Raw genomic sequence first — 18,196 nt, forward strand, 5'->3', positions numbered from 1 at the left:
TCAAGAATCCCAGCGCAAAGCTGGGATTCTTAATTTGGACCCTTGCATGAAGCATTTTTCTTTTGTCAGCCGACAGGATTTGGCGGCCTGAAGGTGGAAAATAAAAACTGTGACTAAACATCTTAAAGGAGCTGAAACCTTTTTGCGCATATTACATACCTCTGACTGGCACCTGGGCCGTACCCTGGAGGGCAGGTCGCGCCTGCCTGAACAAAGGGAATTTGTGAACCTGCTGTGCGACCTGGCTGATGCGGAGGATGTGCACCTGGTCCTCATAGCCGGGGATGTTTTCGATAGCTTTAACCCTCCAGCGGAGGCCGAAAATTTGTTCTTTGAAGCCCTGGAACGGCTATCCCGGGGCGGCAGAAGAGCAATTGTAGCTATTGCCGGCAATCACGATAGCCCGGAGCGCCTGCGGGCTGCCAATCCCCTGGCCTTAACTCACGGCATCTCACTCATCGGTTATCCTCTGGAGGAATTGCCACCGGGACTTGGAAAGGGAGGAGTAGAGAGGGTAGCGTCCGGTCCGGGTTGGCTGGAACTTAAGATTCCGGGTTGTGAACAGCATGCCGTGATCGTCACCCTAGCCTATCCTTCGGAAGCGCGGCTCAATGAGCTGCTGACCCCTGAACTGGAAGAAAGCACCATGCAACAAGCGTATTCTGCGCGGGTTAAGGCTATTCTGGAGGGAGCTGCTGCCCATTTTCGTCCTGAAACCGTTAATCTTGTTGTTAGCCACCTTTTTATGGCTGGGGGTAGGGAATCGGACTCCGAACGGCCCATTCAGCTGGGGGGTGCCCTGTCCGTGGCGGCAGAGGCGCTACCGGCTAATGCCCATTATGTAGCTTTGGGTCACCTCCACCGCCCCCAAGGTATAGAAGCTGCTCCGGTAGCCTGCCGTTACGCCGGTTCGCCTCTGGCCTATAGCTTTTCCGAAGCAGACCAACAAAAAGAAGTGGTAATTATAGATGTTCGACCGGGCCAAGAAATCTATTTGAGACGAGTACCTCTTAATTGCGGCTGGCCTTTAAAAGTGTGGAGCGCCTCCAGCCTGGAAGAGTTTTGGAGTTGGTGCAGGGATGAAAGGAATTTACGTTGTTGGGTAGATCTGGAAATAAGAGCGCAGGAGCCTTTATCTCCCCAGGTAGTAACTGAGATCCGCCGGTACCATCCCGGGGTTGTTAATATCAAAGTCCTTTTGCCGGAGACAGAGGCCTTAGATAAAGAACACCGGAGACAGGCCTTATCCTTAGAGGAGCAATTTCGACTTTTTGCTGCCCGGCAGCTGGGGAACGAGCCTCCCCAGGAACTGGTAGACCTGTTTATGGAGTTGGTGAACGCTGAAGACGAAGCCGAACTGGTAAGGGAGGCGGGTTTATGAAGCCTCTTAAGCTGGTATTTTCTGGGTTGCACAGTTACCGGCAGGAGCAGCAGATTAATTTTGCAGAACTGGCCGGCTACGGGTTATTCGGGATTTTCGGGCCTACCGGAGCGGGTAAATCCACCATTTTAGATGCCATCACTTTAGCTCTCTTTGGCAGTGTGGAGCGAGCCGAGAGGGGGAAGCGCGGCATCTTAAACCAACAGGAGGACCGGCTGCAGGTCTCCTTTACCTTTGAAATAGGAGGAGGGATCTACCGGGTCGAACGGCAGTATATCCGGGAGGGAAGCGATACCTTTTCCGTCCGGGCCAGAAACGCACGTTTGCTGCAACTGGACAAGGACGGGAAAATCTTAAAAGTGATAGCGTCTTCCCCTAGTGAAGTTGATAGCCAGATTATAAAGATTTTAGGGTTGAGAAAGGAAGACTTTACTAGGGCTGTAGTCCTGCCCCAGGGGAAATTTGATGAGTTTCTGAAGCTCAGCGGCGGGGAACGGGCCAAAATGTTGGAATATATTTTCTGCCTGGAGCATTATGGTGATGAACTGGCAGAGAAGGCCAAGAAAGTGCTTTGGAATTGTGAACAGCGGCTGGCCAACATTGCCGCCGAAGAAGCAGGAATGGGAGATGCTTCGGAACAGGCTCTGGCCGCAGCTAAAGAGGCGGTAGTGGAGCAGGAGCAGAGAGTGCGGGATATGGAGCAGGCGCTAACAGAATTGCGCCAGCAATGGGAGCAAATGGAGGAAGTAAGAAAGCTGTATGACAAATTACAACAAGCTAAAAATAAACTGGAAGGTTTGCAAGGTGAACTCCCAGCGATGGAGAAGTACCGCGAGGCTTTGGAGCTGGCAGCCAAGGCTGAACCCTTGCGGCAGGACCTAGCCCGCGAGCAGGAGCTTACCTCAGAGCTAAAAAGACTGGAAGGATTGCTGGTGCAAGCAAAATCCCGGGAAAAGCAGGAGGAGGCAGCCTGGAAAAGGGCCCGGGAACAGTTGGAGGAAGCGGAGAGGGAAAAGGAAAGGGAGTGGCCTTTATGGCAGGACAGGCTTGTCAAGGTTAAAGGGGCCGTAGAAAAGGCTGCGGAAAGGAAGGCGCTACGGGAAGAACTGGAGAAGCAGGAGACAGCCCTGGAGGAACTCCGAAAAAATATTGCCCAGGTTACCCTAAAGCTGGAAAACAAGCGTACTTATCTGGCTGAACTGCGCGGGCAACAAAAGAAAATAGCAGCTCACCTGCACTCTTTGACCATAAATCCAGAGGAAAAGGAGCAGTTGGAAAATGCGGTAAGGCTTCTTTCCCTCTTGGAAGACAGGGAAAAACGGGCTCTAATCTGGGAAAAGAAATACCGCGAGGGAGAGCTGCGCCTGAAGGAAGGGCTGCAAAGCTTAACCCAATTGGTGCAAGATATGTTACCGGCCGCGGTAGTTACCCAGGAAACTGATATTGGTCTTCTCGTGGAAGGGGTGGTAAGGGAAGCCGAAGGGAAAGTGGACTCTTTGCGCCTGGCCCGGGAGCAAATTTTGCTGGCGCAAAAGGCAGTGGCTCTGGCTGCCGAACTCCGTCCGGGGGAGCCCTGTCCAGTTTGTGGTTCCCGGGAGCATCCCTGCCCGGCCAGAACAGGGGAAGACTCCTCGAAATTGGAGGCTTTGACTCGCGAACTGGAGCAAGCAGAAAAAGAGCTGGTGGAGGCAAGGCAATGGCGTGAGGCTGTTTTAAAAGTTAACAGGGATCTGGAGGTCCTCTACCGGACTTTGTGGGAGAATATTGCCCCGGAAAGGGAGAGGTTGCAGGAAGAAATAACAGAGCTTGCCGCTGCTTTTTCCCGGTTGGCGGAAGGGCAAAGCCGGGAGCAAGTTAAAAAACGGTTGGAGGAGCTCCGGCAAGCTGAAAAGAGACTGGCTGAGTTTAGCCAGCGCCGTAACCAGCTCGAGGAGGAAATAGAAGAGATAGATGTTCAAGTGCGCGAACTGGGGGAACATTTACAGTCCGTCCAGATTAAAGAAAGTGCTCTGAAGGGAGAGATTGCCAGCAGACGCGCTCGTGAGGTTGAGTTACAGGAAAGGATACGCCAAGTAGCTGGCGAAAGAGATCCGGCGATCTTGCTAAGGGCTATTGAGCAAAAGATAGCGGAGATGGAGGCCAGAGTTAACAAGTGTCGGCAACTAAAGGATGAGGCCCTGGCAGGGCTTACCGAAGCCCAGAAAAGAGTAACGGCCCTGGAGAGCCAGCTGAAGACTTGGCAAAGCGAGGAAGAGGACCTTAAGAAGCGTATAGAACAAAAGCTTCTGGCTGCCGGCTTTGCTAGCCGCGAATCTGTCCTTAACGCTCTTATGGACGAAGAAGAACGCCGCGCTATAGCTACCCGGCTAGAAGACTTCCAGGGCCGCCTTTATGCAGCCCGCGAGGAAATAAAAGAACTGGAAGAGGCTCTAGCCGGCCGGCCCTTTGATCCCGCAAGCTGGGAAGCCCTAAAGGCTCGGTTGGAAGAGGTAGAAAAGGAGCTGGAAGGCAATAAGGCCCAACTGGCAGTTTATAAAAATGAACTTGAGCGCCTCGAGAGGAATCACCAGAGGTGGCTTAAGCTGCAAGAAGAAAAACAGAAGGTTGCCCGGCGACGTGACCTGGCCGATATTTTAAGGCGTATCTTGAGCGGCCGTAAATTTGTAGAATTCCTGGCAGAAGAGCAGCTTAAGGCGATGGCTCTGGAGGCTTCCCGGCGCTTGGGAACCCTTACTGGCCAGCGCTATGCTTTGGAACTGGATGAAAGAGGCGATTTTATCCTGCGGGACGACTTTAACGGGGGCCAGCGCCGCCCGGTTTCTACCCTTTCCGGAGGGGAAACTTTTCTTGCTTCCCTCTCCCTGGCCCTGGCCCTGTCCTCCCAATTACAATTGAAAGGCCAGTATCCTTTGGGATTCTTCTTTTTGGATGAAGGTTTTGGCACCCTGGATGCTGAAAAACTGGAAGTAGTTATGCAAGCTCTGGAAAAACTGCGCCTGGGAGAATGTCTCGTGGGAGTCATCAGCCATGTGCGAGAGATGCGCGAGAGGATGCCTGTTTATTTGGAAGTAATACCGGCAGGGCCGGACGGCAGCGGGAGCAAGGTACGGCTGGTACGCAACTAAGAGCATTTGGTGTATAAGGCCCTGGTGGTAAGTCAAAAATATAAATGCACACACTCACTTCTTCAAGACCTCCTTGAGCCACTGGGGCCCAAAGATCAGCGTTTTGGGCCCCAGTAGTTTTATAAAGCTATATTCCTTTGGGGGGATAATCCTTTGGCTAAAGTTCATGTTGTGGGCATAGGCGATAGCCTTACCTACGGTTATCCCTACGGCCCCGAGGCTTCCTGGCTTAATCTGGTGGGACAGGCCACTGGCTGGGCAGTGGTAAACCGGGGCATAAACGGGGAAACCACTGAAGAAATGCTGGCCCGTTTTGACCGGGATGTTCTCGAGATAAAGCCGCGGGTCGTAATTATCATGGGAGGGACCAATGACGCCTGGGCGAAGGTGACTACGGCTGAAGTTAAAGACCATGTGCAAAACATGGCGGATAAGGCCAGCCGGGCAGGTATCTTGCCGGTAATTGCCCTGCCGCCTCCCCTTTGTCAAAAGGAAGCGGACATCCCGGTTTCTTTCTTGGCCGATATGGCTATTGCCCTGGAAGGCTACAGGGATGCTTACCGGGAGCTAGCTGCTTCTGAGGGTTTAAGGCTGCTCGATCTTTATACTCCTCTGCTGGACCCGGATACCGGCTGGGGCAGGGAAGAATATTTTGTGGACGGCGCCCACCCCAACCGGCGGGGTTACCAGGTTATGGCTGAAGCTGCCTTGTCGTTTCTAAAAGGTATATTTTAATAAAGTATATTTTTAAATTGAACAGGCCCTATTTATTGTAATGTAACTGGCGGGACAAAGATTGGTAAGGTTCAGTAGTCTTAAGTCAACGTTAAATCATAAGCCAATAAAGTAAATAATATTTTATTTAGCAGCAGGAATCGGACAAAATGTGTAGAATAATATTAACGACATAAAAATGACATGACGCTTTTGGGTATAACGAGTAAAGGGTGTTACAGCGCAGTGTTAAATGAAAGGCCCATTAAAGCTGCTCTGATCGGCCCAGGAGACCTGGTTAAAAGGGCGTCTTACTGTGCACGAGAGATGGAGAACCGGATAGAGGTAAATCTCTATCCTTATGAAGAAGAAGAACAAATTATTAGTCTTTATCAGAGAGCTAGTGGAGAGAACGAAGTTATACTCTTTACCGGACCTTTAGCTTATTTGCGTGCTCAAGGAGCATTTCCCCAGTGGGTAGTGCCTTCCACTTATGTACCCTACAGCCCCGAGTGGTTGTATCCTTCTCTGCTGCGGCTCTTAAGTCGGGGTTATGACATAAGAAAGGTCAGTATAGACGGTTTCGACCGCGATATAGTTAATGAAGTTTTCCGGGAAATTGGATTTGACAGCAGCGGGGTATTTGTTTTAGATACCACTGACGAGGAAAGCCTCTACCGGCTTAACCGGCAGGCCTATGAGGAAGGTCGTATTTGTTGTGTCGTCACTTGTATGAGAAATATTTATCGAAGATTGCTCAAAGATAACATTCCGGTAGAATGGGCTGTTCCTACCAATTCTGCCCTGCGTGAATTACTGGAAAAGGGTATTCTTTTAGGTGAGGCTGCCAGGGAAGCCGAGCGACAGATAGCTGTTGGTATTTTGGAATTTGATGATTGGCACAGGGATGACCCGGGAAGTCCCTATGAATATAAGAGGGAAAAGTTAATACTAGAAGTTCATCAAGTTTTGTTAAGCCAGTTCGAGCGCATCGGGGCCTTTGTTACTTATACGAGGCCGGGGAGCTTTTTATTTATAGCTACGAGGGGTTCTCTGAGGGATTTGACCTGTTCTTTTCGCACCTTTGAATTGATCGATATCTTGAAGGAAAAAATAGGGGTTTCGGCCAGCGTGGGAATAGGTTTTGGTCGCACTTCCTGGGATGCGGGACAGCTGGCCTACAAAGCAGTGCAAATGGCCAGGAGGAATGGAGGCAATTGTTGCTACCTGCTATCCGATAGCGGAGAACTCTGGGGACCCCTGCAGAGCAGCCAGGCCTTAAAGGTAGATGTTTGTGTGACAACCGATCAAGCCCTTTTCCACCTGGCGGAAAGGGCGGGTTGTTCACCTGCGACCTTGAGCAAGATTCTCTCTGCCTTATGTTCCCTGGAAAAGGGTGTGTTCACTTCCGGTGATTTGGCCAGAATTACAGGAGTAAGCTTGAGGTCAGCTCAAAGGATGATTAAAAAACTTTTGGAAGCCGGGATGATTAAAAAGGCAGGGGTGGAAAAAATACTAGCGCCAGGAAGAAATAAATCTTTATATATTTTTTCCCGGGAAGCGAAGGAGGTGAAGAGAGTTTTAGGGGGTTAATAAATTATAAGTATCACCATTTAATACTAAAACCAGGAGGGATAGTTATATGCATTCACTATTGAGGGGAAAACATTTCATTACTACTCAGGAATGGACCAAAGAAGAATTAGAAATGGTTTTTTCTTTGGCTGAGCGCCTGAAACAGGAATTTGCCACAGGACAGCTGCATGACCACATTTTGCGGGCCAAGACCCTTTTTATGATTTTCTTTGATAATTCCACCCGTACCCGCAACTCCTTCGAAGCGGGTATGACTCAGCTCGGAGGACATGCCCACGACCTTAGCCCGGACAAGCTGCAGATTTCCCACGGTGAAAACGCTAAAGATACGGCCATGGTCTTGTCCAGGTTTGGTCATGGCATTGCTATCCGGCATTGCACCTATGGAGAAGGTAACAAATATCTTCGCGAAGTGGCCAAGTATGCCAGTGTACCTGTAATCAACATGCAGTGCGATATGTACCATCCCTGCCAGATACTGGCGGATTATCTCACCATAAGGGAGCGCTTTGGCCGCAACACCCGGGGCTTGAAACTGGTAGTATCCTGGACTTCGGCTCCTAGATATGTGCGCCCGCTATCCGTACCCCAGAGCTTAATTCTGATGATGCCGCGCTTCGGTCTTGACGTTACCCTGGCCCATCCGCCAGAGTTTGAGCTCATGCCCGAGATTGTGGCCCAGGCTAAGAAGAATGCCGAAGAGGCCGGAGTAAAATTTGAAATCGTAGACGATATGGAGTATGCCTTCAAAGATGCGGACATCGTCATTCCCAAGAGCTGGGGGCCCCTGGTTCATACCCAGGACAAAGAAGAAGGAATCAAGCTCATCAAGAAATATCCCAAGTGGATCTGCGATTCCCGCATGATGAGCCTGGCCAAGAAACATGCGATTTATATGCATCCCCTGCCGGCAGATCGCGGTTTTGAAGTTACAGATGAAGTTATCGATGGGCCTCAATCTGTGGTGTACGACGAAGCGGAGAACAGGCTGCACGTACAGAAAGCCCTTCTGGCCTTGGTGATGGGTGGACGCCCGTAACCAGTCGGTAGTGGCTCTTGCCCTTTAGGAGGTAAAAAAATGAAACAAGACGAAGCCATCATTAAAAGGATAAAAGACGAGGTCGAGCGCTACCGGGAGGACATCATCCAGTTTTTAAGGGATATTATTGCTATCCCTTCCCCCAACGGAGCCATCGGTAATGTGGTCAAGCGCATTGCGGAAGAAATGCAAAAGTTGGGGTATGACGAAGTATTCTTTGATCACATGGGGAATGTAGTCGGCCGCATCGGCAACGGAGAAAAGAAAATCCTTTACGATTCCCATGTGGATACGGTGGATGTGGCCGATCCCACCCAGTGGGAATGGGATCCTTACCAGGGTAAAGTGGAGAACGGTATTTTCTACGGGCTGGGGGCCTGTGACGAAAAGGGTTCTACCCCGGGTATGGTCTACGGGCTGAAGATTGCTCACGATCTCGGCCTGCTGGAGGGGTATACAGCCTATTATTTCGGCAATCTAGAAGAAGTATGCGATGGTATTGCCCCGCATTCCCTGGTAGAAACAGATAAGATCCGTCCCGATTATGTAGTAATCGGAGAACCAACTAACATGAAGATTTACCGTGGCCACCGCGGGAGAGTGGAGATGAAGGTGGTCACCAAAGGGCGTACCTGCCACGCCAGCGCGCCTGAACGGGGTGAGAACGCAGTTTACAAAATGGCCCCCATTATTCAGGCCATAAGCACCATGGGGGCGGAGTTTATTGACGATCCCTTTTTAGGGAAGGGAAGTATAGCAGTAACGGATATACACTGCAAGACTCCCTCGATAAATGCCCTTCCTGACGAATGTACTATATTTATTGATCGAAGATTAACCTTTGGTGAAACCCTGGAGATGGCTGTGGAGCAGGTGCGCCGGGTAGCGGAACCCCATGGTGGTAAAGTAGAAGTATTAATCTACGATGAGCCGAGTTATAACGGCTTTGTCTTTCAAGTAGATAAGTACTTCCCTGCCTGGGCCCTTCCCGAAGACCATGTTCTGGTCAAGGCCGGGGTGGAAACTTGCCAAAAACTCTTCGGATACCAACCCGAAATAGGTAAGTGGGTGTTTTCGACCAACGGTACTTATTGGATGGGTAAAGCCAACATTCCGGCCATTGGTTTCGGCCCCGGTAATGAAGTGTACGCCCATACGGTAAAAGACCAAGTGCCCCTGGATGATGTTGTTAAGGCTGCCGAATTTTATGCCCTGTTCCCTGCCGTTTTGCGCAACAAACTATAATAAGGTACTGGAGACTGGGGTACTGCCTTGGATGCCCCAGTCTCCGATTCTCTCTGGGCCATACCCTAAAAAGTGGGGTAAATTTCCAGACAAAATAACTGAAAGTTGGGCTAGAAATTAAGTTGAAAAACAACTGATTAGCAGGATTTAAAAACAAGATGGCGAATTAATCAATACAAAACCTTCGTATAACCCCGGCAATGGGGCCGGGGGTTTCTACCAGGTGACCGGAATCATCTGACTACGAAGGCTGGCTTGCCTTGCGTAGAAAGCGGTCACTATTTTTATAGGTTTTACCTTCTTAGAGGAAGAAGGTGAGATTATGAGTGAAAGCTTGATCGGCAAATCGGTGGGACGCATTGAGGGAGTTGCTAAAGTAACGGGGCGGGCCCTTTATCCTGCAGATATAAGCTTTCCCGGGATGCTTTATGGAAAAGCCAAGCGGATACCTGTGGCTTCCGCCCGTATAAAAAAGGTGGAAGTAGGGCCGGCGCTAAAAATACCGGGGGTAGCCGCTGTTTTAACCTCCTCCGATGTACCGGGACACAACGGACATGGTGTGCTTATACCCCATATGCCAGTGCTGGCCGGCGAACGGGTTCGCTCAGTTAATGATGTGGTGGCGGCAGTGGCAGCCGAAGAGGAGGAGACGGCAGAGAAGGCTTGTGAGGCTATTGAAGTGGAGTACGAGCCCTTGCCGGCTGTATTTGATCCTTTAGAGGCTATGCAACCGGGAGCGCCTTTAATTCACGAGGAAGGCAACGTACTTTACCACATAAAAATAAGGCGGGGGGATATAGAGGCTGGCCGCAAGGCTTCCGCCGTTGTTGTAAGCAACACTTATCGTACGCCGATGTTGGACCACGCTTTCCTGCAGCCGGAAGCTGTGGTGGCCAGGGTAGATGAGAGGGGGCATATAGAAATTCACGTGGCCACCCAGTATCCCCACTGGGACAGGGCCGAGGTGGCCAGGGCCCTGGGCCTGGCCCAGGATCGGGTGCGCATAATCACCACTACGGTCGGAGGGGCCTTCGGCGGCCGGGAGGATATGACCCTGCAGATCCTGGCGGCTTTACTGGCCTACCGCACGGGGCGGCCGGTGAAGATGGTAAACAGCCGGGAGGAATCCTTTTATTCCCACAGCAAACGCCATCCCATGATCATGAAATATACCACGGGGGCCGATAAAGAAGGAAGGCTAACTTTTGTAGAAGCTGAGATTATCGGCGACAGCGGAGCCTATGCCTCCTGGTCCCCCAATGTTTTGCGCAAGGCTGCTGTCCATGCCACCGGCCCCTATTATGTGCCTAACGTCAAAATCGATGCTTATGCTGTCTACACTAATAACCCCTTTACCGGCGCCATGCGCGGCTTCGGAGCGACCCAGCCGCCCGTGGCCTATGAGGGCCAGATGGATTTGCTGGCCACCCAGCTCGGCCTTCATCCTTTCACCATCCGGTGGCGCAACATTTTGCGCCAGGGTGACGTAACGGCCACGGGACAGGTTCTGGAGAGAAGCGTAGGCCTGGAAGCTTGTCTTTTGGCAGCCGCCAGGGCGGCAGGTTGGGAGGTAGAAAGGTTAAAATAGGAAAATTTCGGTGAGGAGAGGAGGGAGAGCTTTGGCCAAGAAGCGGGGTATAGGGATGGCCTGTACCTTCTACGGTATAGGTTACGGCAATGGATTCCCGGATGTATCCACGGCACTGGTGGAAATCCATGATGATGGCTCGGTTACCGTACGGACTGGTGCCGCTGACTGCGGCCAGGGGTCCAGCACCATTCTGGCCCAAATTGCCGCCCAGGAAATAGGTGTACCCCTGGAAAAAGTCACAGTAGTGGCGGCGGATACCGATGCCACCCCGGACGCCGGGACCACAGCAGCTACGCGCCAGACTTATGTCTCCGGCAACGCCGTGCGTCTGGCCAGCCGCCAGGCGGCCGATAAGCTCCTGGAGTTTGTAGCCCGCGAACTGGGTGTCAATACCATTATGGGTCTTAAGGCGGCCGATGGGTATATCAGTGTGCTGGGTTACCCTGAAAAAAGAATAGACATCGCGACGGCGGCAGCCCGGGCGCGGCTGGCAGGGGTCCGGCTGGTAGGGGAAGGGACTTTTACGGCCCATACTACCAAACTCGATGAGAATGGCCAGGGAGCTCCTTACTGGCCCTATTCCTTCGGGGTACAGATTGCCGAAGTAGAAGTGGATACTGCTACCGGTGAGGTAAAAGTCTTAAAAGTGATAGCAGCTCACGATGTGGGCCGGGCTATAAATAAAGGGGCTGTTATAGGCCAGATTGGCGGAGGCGTGGCCATGGGTGTGGGGTTGGCTTTAATGGAAGAAGTAGTCTTAAGCCAAGGCCAGATCTACAATCCTTCCTTTAGCAACTACCTTATTCCCACCAGCCTGGATGTGCCCGAGGTAGAGGCCATTATCATAGAAGACCCGGAGCCCACCGGACCCTATGGGGCTAAAGGGGTAGGCGAGCCTGCTACTTTACCTACTGCTCCGGCCATCATCAACGCTATTTATAACGCCACTGGCGTGCGCTTAACCGAACTACCAGCTACACCGGAACGAGTGCTTAAGGCTTTAAAAGCTAAGGAGGACCAAAATGAGCATTCTCATTAAGAACGGTATACTGGTTACTATGGATAGGGAACGCCGTATCTTAAACGGTAACCTCTATATAGAAAAGGACCGCATTGCGGCTGTAGGCGAGACACCGGAAACCGCCGATACCGTGATTGATGCTTCCGGCCAGGCTGTTATTCCCGGCTTAGTGCAGACTCATGTCCATCTTTGCCAGACTCTTTTTCGCGGTCAGGCCGATGACCTGGCCCTGCTGGACTGGCTGAAAAAGCGCATCTGGCCGCTGGAGGGCGCCCACGATGAGGAATCTATCTATTACTCCGCCCTCCTGGGCTGCGCAGAAATGCTCTTAAGCGGTACCACCACCATTCTGGATATGGAGACGGTACACCATACCGAGGCGGCCGTCAAAGGGATAGAAGAAAGCGGTATCCGCTGTACCTTCGGCAAAGTTATGATGGATGCGGGGGAAGGCGTCCCGCCTTCCTTGCGTGAGGATACCGAGGATTCCCTGGCCGAGAGCGAGGAACTATGCCGGAAGTGGCACGGAGCGGCCGGGGGGCGTTTGCGCTATGCCTTTGCGCCACGTTTTGTCCTTTCCTGCTCAGATAAACTTATGCGGGAAGTAGGGGAACTAGCCCGCCGTTACGGGGTACTCGTCCATACCCATGCCTCGGAAAACCGGGATGAAGTGCGCTTGGTGGAAGAGCTGACGGGCAAGCGCAATGTTACCTATTTGCATGAGCTGGGATTGACAGGCCCCCACGTGGTATTGGCCCATTGTATCTGGCTGAACGAGACGGAAAAGGAAATCTTGGCTACTACCGGAACCCAGGTGGCCCACTGCCCCTCGTGTAACCTGAAGCTCGGATCCGGTGTCGCTCCGGTGCCGGAGCTCATGAGCCGAGGTGTGAATATTACCCTAGGGGCGGATGGAGCGCCGGCCAACAACAACCTGGACATGTTCAAGGAAATGCACCTGGCAGCTTTAATCCAAAAACCCCTCCATGGTCCCACGGCCATGCCTGCCTGGCAGGTCGTGGAGATGGCCACCCTGGGAGGGGCGCGAGCTTTAGGCCTAGAACAAGAAATAGGGAGCCTGGAAGTGGGCAAAAAGGCCGATGTGGTTATAGTTGACCTGCGCGGCCTGCACCAGACGCCGGTGGATACCGTAGATATATATAGCCTACTGGTCTATGAAACCCGCGGCAGCGACGTCACCTGGACTATAGTGGACGGCAAGCCGGTGGTAGCTGACGGGCAGCTTCTCACCGTAGACGCGGAAGAACTCCGGCGCCAGTGCAACCTGGCTCTGCGCCGCGTCCGGCGTCGGGCGGGTTTGGAAGGATAACTCAGGCCCCGATAGGGATTGACTTGCATACCTTTATTCCGTATCCTGAAAATAGCAGCTATTCTTGGGCGACACCGCCAGTTGCCCCCCCGAAATCTGGTTGGTTAAAGTGGTTAGAGCGCTATGAACGATTATCTGGTGCGAGCTACCGCCGAAGAAGGCCAAATATTCGCCTTAGTGGCGCGGACCTCCGACCTGGTAGAGGAAGCCAGAACCCTGCATAATACTTCGCCTGTGGCTACGGCAGCCCTAGGGCGCGTCCTGACCGGGGCCGCCCTTATGGCAGCTAGTCTTAAAGATGGGCATCGCCTGACTTTGCGTATAGAAGGAGATGGACCTTTAGGTAGCATTGTGGCCACGGCCAGACCAGGTACAGTCAAAGGATATGTGGCTGAACCCCAAGTAGATTTACCGTTAAAGGCCAAGGGCAAGTTAGACGTAGGCAGAGCAGTCGGTAAAGGTTCACTTTATATTATTAAGGATTTAGGATTAAAAGAGCCTTATGTGGGCAGCGTAGAGCTGGTCTCCGGGGAGATCGGCGAGGATTTGGCCTATTATTTTACTGCTTCGGAGCAGAAGCCTTCGGCTGTGGGCTTGGGAGTACTAGTAGAGCCCGAAGGCAAGGTGGAGGCTGCAGGCGGATACCTTCTGCAGCTCTTGCCTGGCGCCAGCAATGAGCTGGCCGAGGCTCTGGAAAAGAATATTAAAGAGGCGGGAGCTGTCAGCCGGCTTATCTCCCTGGGCTATACACCGGAAGATATTCTGGCCCTCCTTTTAAGAGGCTTTTCCTTTAAAATACACGAACGCCAGCCCCTTAAGTTTGCCTGCGACTGTTCCCGCGACCGGCTGCGAGAAATCCTCTTGGCTTTAGGACCTAAAGAATTGGAGCAGCTCCTGGCGGAACAGGGCGGGGCGGAGGCCAAGTGCGCCTTTTGCAACCGGACTTACTGGTTTAACCGGGAAGAGGTAGCGAAATTACTGGAGTTAAGCCGTTCGGCTAAAGAAGACTAGAAGTAGGTTGAGTAATTAGTTAAGAGATTACATTATATATGGAAGGACGGGTTTATAAAGACCCGTTTTTTATTTTAGCTAAAAAAATATTTTAAAATGAAGCAGGACTAATCTAAATTACATTGAATATATATAGTGAAAAATAAAACGGACTTAACAGGAGTGAGCAGGATGGCCAAAACAGTAGTATTGGCCTTTGGAGGCAACGCCATCGTCCGCCCTGGCCAGAAAGGCACCTATCAAGAGCAGAAAGCCAATATTCAGGACACTTGCCGGCAGGTAGTAGATTTAGTACGCGAGGGTTACCGCCTGGTAATTACCCACGGCAACGGGCCCCAAGTGGGAAGCATACTCATAAAGAATGAGCTAGCCAAGGATGTAGTACCTGCCATGCCCTTAGACGTCCTGGTATCTGATACCCAGGCTTCTATTGGTTATATGATTCAACAATCCTTAGGATACGAATTGCAACGCATAGGGTTAAAGGTGCCAGTAGTATCCCTGGTCACTCAGGTAGTGGTAGATCCGGCAGATCCGGCTTTTCAAAATCCCACCAAACCCATTGGACCCTTTTATACTGAGGAGGAAGCGCGCAAACTGGCAGCCGAAAAAGGATATAAGGTAGTGGAGGATAGCCATCGCGGCTGGCGGCGAGTAGTACCTTCTCCCCAGCCCTTAGAAATAATTGAAAAAGAGGCTATCAAGGCCCTGGTTCAAGCAGGTATTATTGTAGTGGCCGCCGGAGGAGGAGGCATACCGGTTGTCCGCCGGCCCGACGGGAGCCTTTGGGGTGTAGAGGCGGTAATCGATAAGGACCGGGCGGCGCGCCTTTTGGCCAGCGAAGTCGGAGCAGAGGTTTTATTCCTGTTAACTGAAGTGGAACAGGTCTATCTGGATTTCGGCAAACCCACCCAGAGGGCAGTTTCGCAGCTGACAGTGGCGGAAGCTAAAAAATATCTGGCGGAAGGCCAATTCCCACCGGGAAGCATGGGTCCCAAGATCGAAGCTGCCATCAGCTTTGTAGAGGCGGGCGGCGAAAAGGCTATTATCGGATCTTTAAGTAAAGCGGCTGCTGCCGTGGCAGGCAAGTCTGGTACAGCCATTGTAGCCGGGTAGGGATAAACCATGGATGTTTTCCAGGTTATCGGCCCTGTTATGATAGGCCCTTCCAGTTCCCATACAGCCGGAGCGGTGCGCATCGGCCGGCTAGCCCGGGCTATCTTAAGCGAAGAACCCCTAGAAGCAGATATTTTCCTCCACGGGTCCTTCGCCCGCACTTACCGGGGGCATGGTACGGACAGGGCTCTGGTGGCAGGTTTGCTAGGCTTGAACGTAGACGACGAACGGGTACGCCAGGCTTTAGACCTGGCCCGGGACAAGGGGCTTAAAATTAGTTTTAAAGAAAAAGATTTGGGCGAGGTACATCCCAATTCAGCACTTCTCATCTTAAAAGGTAGTTCCCGCAAGGTAGAGGTAATGGGTTCCTCTTTAGGAGGTGCCCAGGTGGTGGTCACCAAGATCGACCAATTTCCGGTGGAAGTCACCGGTGAATTGCCCACCCTGGTGGCTGCCTATAAAGATCAGCCCGGAATTATAGCCGCAGTAACCGCTTTGCTGGCCGGCCAAAGTATCAATATTGCCAGCATGCGGGTTTCCCGGGAAGGCCTGGGCCAGCGGGCTTTAATGGTGTTGGAGACGGATGATAGTATTCCGGAAGAAATAATCGCTGGCCTGCGGGCCTGGCCGGTAATGGAGCGGGTGATTCGTATTGACCCTGTGTAGCTGGAAAAGAGCATCTGAACTCTTAGCCGAGGCAGAAGGGAAAAACCTGCCCCTGTTCCAGGTGGTAATACAATACCAGGCGAGTTTAAGCGGGCAGGATGAAGCTTCCATCAGGCAGAAGATGATGGAAAGGTTAGAGATAATGCGGGCCGCTGCTCAAAGGGGACTGACAGAGGATATGCGATCCCCCAGCGGCCTGATAGGTGGAGGAGCCAGGCTGCTAGAAGCTGCGCGGGAAAAGGGGGAAAGTCTATCGGGTGGCACTACCGGACGGGCTATTGCCCTGGCCATGGCTGTGGCCGAAGTCAACGCCTGCATGGGGCGTATAGTTGCTGCACCTACGGCCGGTTCCTGTGGCATCCTGCCTGGGGTCCTTCTGGCCTTGCAGGCAGAAAAAGGCTGGAAGGATGAAGTTCTGGTAGATGGCCTTTTTACGGCTGCTGGCATAGGTATAGTTATAGGCAAACAGGCTTCTCTCTCCGGTGCGGCCCTCGGCTGCCAGGCAGAATGCGGTGTGGCCAGCGCCATGGCCGCCGCTGCAGCCGTAGAGGTGGCCGGTGGCCAGCCGCGCCAGGCTATAGACGCAGCAGCTATTGCCCTGAAGGGCTGGCTGGGATTGGTCTGCGATCCGGTGGGCGGCCTGGTAGAAATACCCTGTGTGAAACGCAATGCTATAGGGGCAGCCCATGCCCTGGCGGCTGCGGATATGGCCCTGGCCGGTTTGCCCTCATATATTCCGTTAGATGAAGTAGTAGCCGCTATGGTCCAAGTAGGTCGCAGTCTCCCACCTTCATTACGAGAAACGGGGGAGGGTGGCGTGGCCGCTTGTCCCACTGCACGTTCTTTAATGCGCGATCTGATGGGATGATAATTATAAAAAAATTTTCATACAAGAAGGATAATAGGTCGTAAATGTCGAATTAATTTATTAGCCCATGAGTTAATTACAACTTCATATAGGGCGAAGGAAGGGAGTAGAAGAGACCCCTCCTGACAAAAGAGAAAGACAGGGTAGGGGCGCCGAAGGAGCAAGCCCGGCTGTGGGTGGCAGCACGGGGGAAACTCTCAGGCAAAAGTACTACTCCTGGACGCGGCTCTGGAGAGTTCTCCCTTACGGGAGACACCAAAGGGGTAAGGCTTTGAAGCCTAATCTCTCAGGTAAGCAGACAGAGGCTCACACCGTTTTAATAACGGTATGGGCCTCTTAATTTTTTCCGGCCATACTATATTTGTTGAGGTGAGATTATGGGTACAGAAACCGGGAAGAAGACACCCCTTTATGAGGAGCATATATCAGCAGGTGCCCGAATGGTGGAATTCGGGGGCTGGATTATGCCCCTGCAATATACGAGTATACTGGAGGAACACCGGGCAGTAAGAACCCAAGCCGGGCTCTTTGACGTTTCCCACATGGGAGAGATTGAGATAAAAGGGCCGGATGCCTTCCGCCTGGTCCAGCATTTGATCACTAATGATGCTTCCCTGGCCCAGGGAGATAAGGTTATTTACAGCCCCATGTGCTATCAAGACGGCGGTACCGTAGATGACATTTTGGTTTACCGCCTGGAAGAGGAGAAATTTCTCTTGGTAGTCAATGCTGCCAATACTCTTAAGGACTTAGAATGGGTACAGAATAATGCTAAGGAATTGAACGCCGATGTGGTCATCACCGATGCTTCCCCGGCCACGCTGCAGCTGGCTTTACAGGGCCCGGAAGCAGCACCCATATTGCAGCCGCTAACTGATATTAATCTTCAGGACCTGGGGTACTATCGCTGGACTTATGGCAAGGTGCGAGGAGTCTTTTGCCTTATCTCCCGCACCGGTTATACGGGAGAAGACGGCTTCGAGCTCTATATGGACCCGGCAGAGGGACCCAAAATTTGGCGGGAGTTGCTGGAAGCAGGGCGGGATAAGGGCTTGAAACCTTGCGGTTTAGGAGCGCGCGACGTTTTGCGCCTGGAGGCGGCTATGCCCCTTTACGGGCATGAGCTGAGCCCGGAAATCACCCCCATAGAGGCCGGCCTGGGGCGCTTTGTGCGCACGGAAAAAGGGGAATTTAACGGTAGTGAAATTTTAAAACAGCAAAAAGAAGATGGGCCTCCGCGCCACCTTATTGGCCTTATAATGCTGGACCGGAACATTCCCCGGCCCGACTATCCGGTGAGCACAGCTGGCCGGGAGGTGGGGCGCATTACTTCCGGATCCTTCGCCCCTGCTTTGGGCCAGAATGTCGCCCTGGCCCTGGTAGAAAAAACTTATGGCCAGGTAGGAGAAAGCTTAAGTGTAATTATCCGGGGACGGGAACACCCGGCACGGGTAGTATCATTACCCTTCTACAGCCGGAAGAAAAAATAAGGA

14 protein-coding genes and 3 riboswitches are annotated in these 18,196 nt (G+C 52.3%); all 14 genes read left to right on the forward strand.

Annotated elements, in window-relative coordinates:
* The first annotated feature begins 109 nt into the window (after positions 1-109).
* The 14 genes from AC1BI1_RS04720 (at position 110) to gcvT (ending at position 18,193) form a co-directional block, all read left to right on the forward strand.
* Positions 110-1,381, forward strand: coding sequence for a metallophosphoesterase family protein (locus AC1BI1_RS04720; protein WP_476716122.1), 1,272 nt, complete (start codon positions 110-112; stop codon positions 1,379-1,381).
* On the forward strand, positions 1,378-4,506 hold the full coding sequence (locus AC1BI1_RS04725; RefSeq protein WP_476716123.1) for an SbcC/MukB-like Walker B domain-containing protein: 3,129 nt from the start codon (positions 1,378-1,380) through the stop codon (positions 4,504-4,506). Before AC1BI1_RS04720 ends, AC1BI1_RS04725 begins: the two co-directional genes overlap by 4 nt.
* A gap of 153 nt (positions 4,507-4,659) precedes the next feature.
* Positions 4,660-5,241 carry an SGNH/GDSL hydrolase family protein gene (locus AC1BI1_RS04730; RefSeq protein ID WP_476716124.1) on the forward strand — a complete coding sequence of 194 codons (582 nt, stop codon included), beginning with the start codon at positions 4,660-4,662 and terminating at the stop codon, positions 5,239-5,241.
* A gap of 225 nt (positions 5,242-5,466) precedes the next feature.
* Positions 5,467-6,813 (forward strand): hypothetical protein, encoded by a 1,347-nt coding sequence (locus AC1BI1_RS04735; protein WP_476716125.1) that lies wholly within the window; start codon positions 5,467-5,469, stop codon positions 6,811-6,813.
* Between the two features lie 49 nt (positions 6,814-6,862).
* On the forward strand, positions 6,863-7,855 hold the full coding sequence (locus AC1BI1_RS04740; protein WP_476716126.1) for an ornithine carbamoyltransferase: 993 nt from the start codon (positions 6,863-6,865) through the stop codon (positions 7,853-7,855).
* Between the two features lie 39 nt (positions 7,856-7,894).
* Entirely contained in the window at positions 7,895-9,100 is a 1,206-nt protein-coding gene (locus AC1BI1_RS04745; RefSeq protein WP_476716127.1) for a YgeY family selenium metabolism-linked hydrolase, read from the forward strand.
* A 164-nt stretch (positions 9,101-9,264) separates the two neighbouring features.
* Positions 9,265-9,364, forward strand: a riboswitch (purine riboswitch).
* Positions 9,365-9,422: 58 nt separating this feature from the next.
* Positions 9,423-10,688, forward strand: coding sequence for a xanthine dehydrogenase family protein molybdopterin-binding subunit (locus AC1BI1_RS04750; protein ID WP_476716128.1), 1,266 nt, complete (start codon positions 9,423-9,425; stop codon positions 10,686-10,688).
* A 31-nt stretch (positions 10,689-10,719) separates the two neighbouring features.
* Positions 10,720-11,730 carry a xanthine dehydrogenase family protein molybdopterin-binding subunit gene (locus tag AC1BI1_RS04755; protein ID WP_476716129.1) on the forward strand — a complete coding sequence of 337 codons (1,011 nt, stop codon included), beginning with the start codon at positions 10,720-10,722 and terminating at the stop codon, positions 11,728-11,730.
* Entirely contained in the window at positions 11,714-13,042 is a 1,329-nt protein-coding gene (locus AC1BI1_RS04760; protein WP_476716130.1) for a 5'-deoxyadenosine deaminase, read from the forward strand. Before AC1BI1_RS04755 ends, AC1BI1_RS04760 begins: the two co-directional genes overlap by 17 nt.
* A 123-nt stretch (positions 13,043-13,165) precedes the next feature.
* Entirely contained in the window at positions 13,166-14,053 is an 888-nt protein-coding gene (gene hslO, locus AC1BI1_RS04765; RefSeq protein WP_476716131.1) for an Hsp33 family molecular chaperone HslO, read from the forward strand.
* Positions 14,054-14,224: 171 nt separating this feature from the next.
* Entirely contained in the window at positions 14,225-15,169 is a 945-nt protein-coding gene (gene arcC, locus AC1BI1_RS04770) for a carbamate kinase (protein WP_476716132.1), read from the forward strand.
* Between the two features lie 9 nt (positions 15,170-15,178).
* Positions 15,179-15,835, forward strand: a complete 657-nt coding sequence (sdaAB, locus tag AC1BI1_RS04775; RefSeq protein WP_476716133.1) for an L-serine ammonia-lyase, iron-sulfur-dependent subunit beta — start codon at positions 15,179-15,181, stop codon at positions 15,833-15,835.
* Positions 15,822-16,703, forward strand: coding sequence for an L-serine ammonia-lyase, iron-sulfur-dependent, subunit alpha (gene sdaAA, locus AC1BI1_RS04780; protein ID WP_476716134.1), 882 nt, complete (start codon positions 15,822-15,824; stop codon positions 16,701-16,703). The genes sdaAB and sdaAA overlap by 14 nt, the downstream gene beginning before the upstream one ends.
* Positions 16,704-16,800: 97 nt before the next feature.
* Positions 16,801-16,926: riboswitch (glycine riboswitch) on the forward strand.
* 3 nt (positions 16,927-16,929) lie between these two features.
* Positions 16,930-17,007, forward strand: a riboswitch (glycine riboswitch).
* 73 nt (positions 17,008-17,080) lie between these two features.
* Positions 17,081-18,193 (forward strand): glycine cleavage system aminomethyltransferase GcvT, encoded by a 1,113-nt coding sequence (gene gcvT / locus AC1BI1_RS04785; RefSeq protein ID WP_476716135.1) that lies wholly within the window; start codon positions 17,081-17,083, stop codon positions 18,191-18,193.
* Positions 18,194-18,196 lie beyond the last annotated feature (3 nt).

The organism is Thermanaeromonas sp. DSM 22490 (genome assembly GCF_056378755.1).

Coding starts and splice junctions, on each gene's coding strand:
- gcvT (WP_476716135.1), top strand. CDS start 17,081: ATGGGTACAGAAACCGGGAAGAAGACACCCCTTTATGAGGAGCATATA.
- hslO (WP_476716131.1), top strand. CDS start 13,166: ATGAACGATTATCTGGTGCGAGCTACCGCCGAAGAAGGCCAAATATTC.
- AC1BI1_RS04750 (WP_476716128.1), top strand. CDS start 9,423: ATGAGTGAAAGCTTGATCGGCAAATCGGTGGGACGCATTGAGGGAGTT.
- sdaAB (WP_476716133.1), top strand. CDS start 15,179: ATGGATGTTTTCCAGGTTATCGGCCCTGTTATGATAGGCCCTTCCAGT.
- AC1BI1_RS04745 (WP_476716127.1), top strand. CDS start 7,895: ATGAAACAAGACGAAGCCATCATTAAAAGGATAAAAGACGAGGTCGAG.
- AC1BI1_RS04760 (WP_476716130.1), top strand. CDS start 11,714: ATGAGCATTCTCATTAAGAACGGTATACTGGTTACTATGGATAGGGAA.
- AC1BI1_RS04740 (WP_476716126.1), top strand. CDS start 6,863: ATGCATTCACTATTGAGGGGAAAACATTTCATTACTACTCAGGAATGG.
- AC1BI1_RS04725 (WP_476716123.1), top strand. CDS start 1,378: ATGAAGCCTCTTAAGCTGGTATTTTCTGGGTTGCACAGTTACCGGCAG.
- arcC (WP_476716132.1), top strand. CDS start 14,225: ATGGCCAAAACAGTAGTATTGGCCTTTGGAGGCAACGCCATCGTCCGC.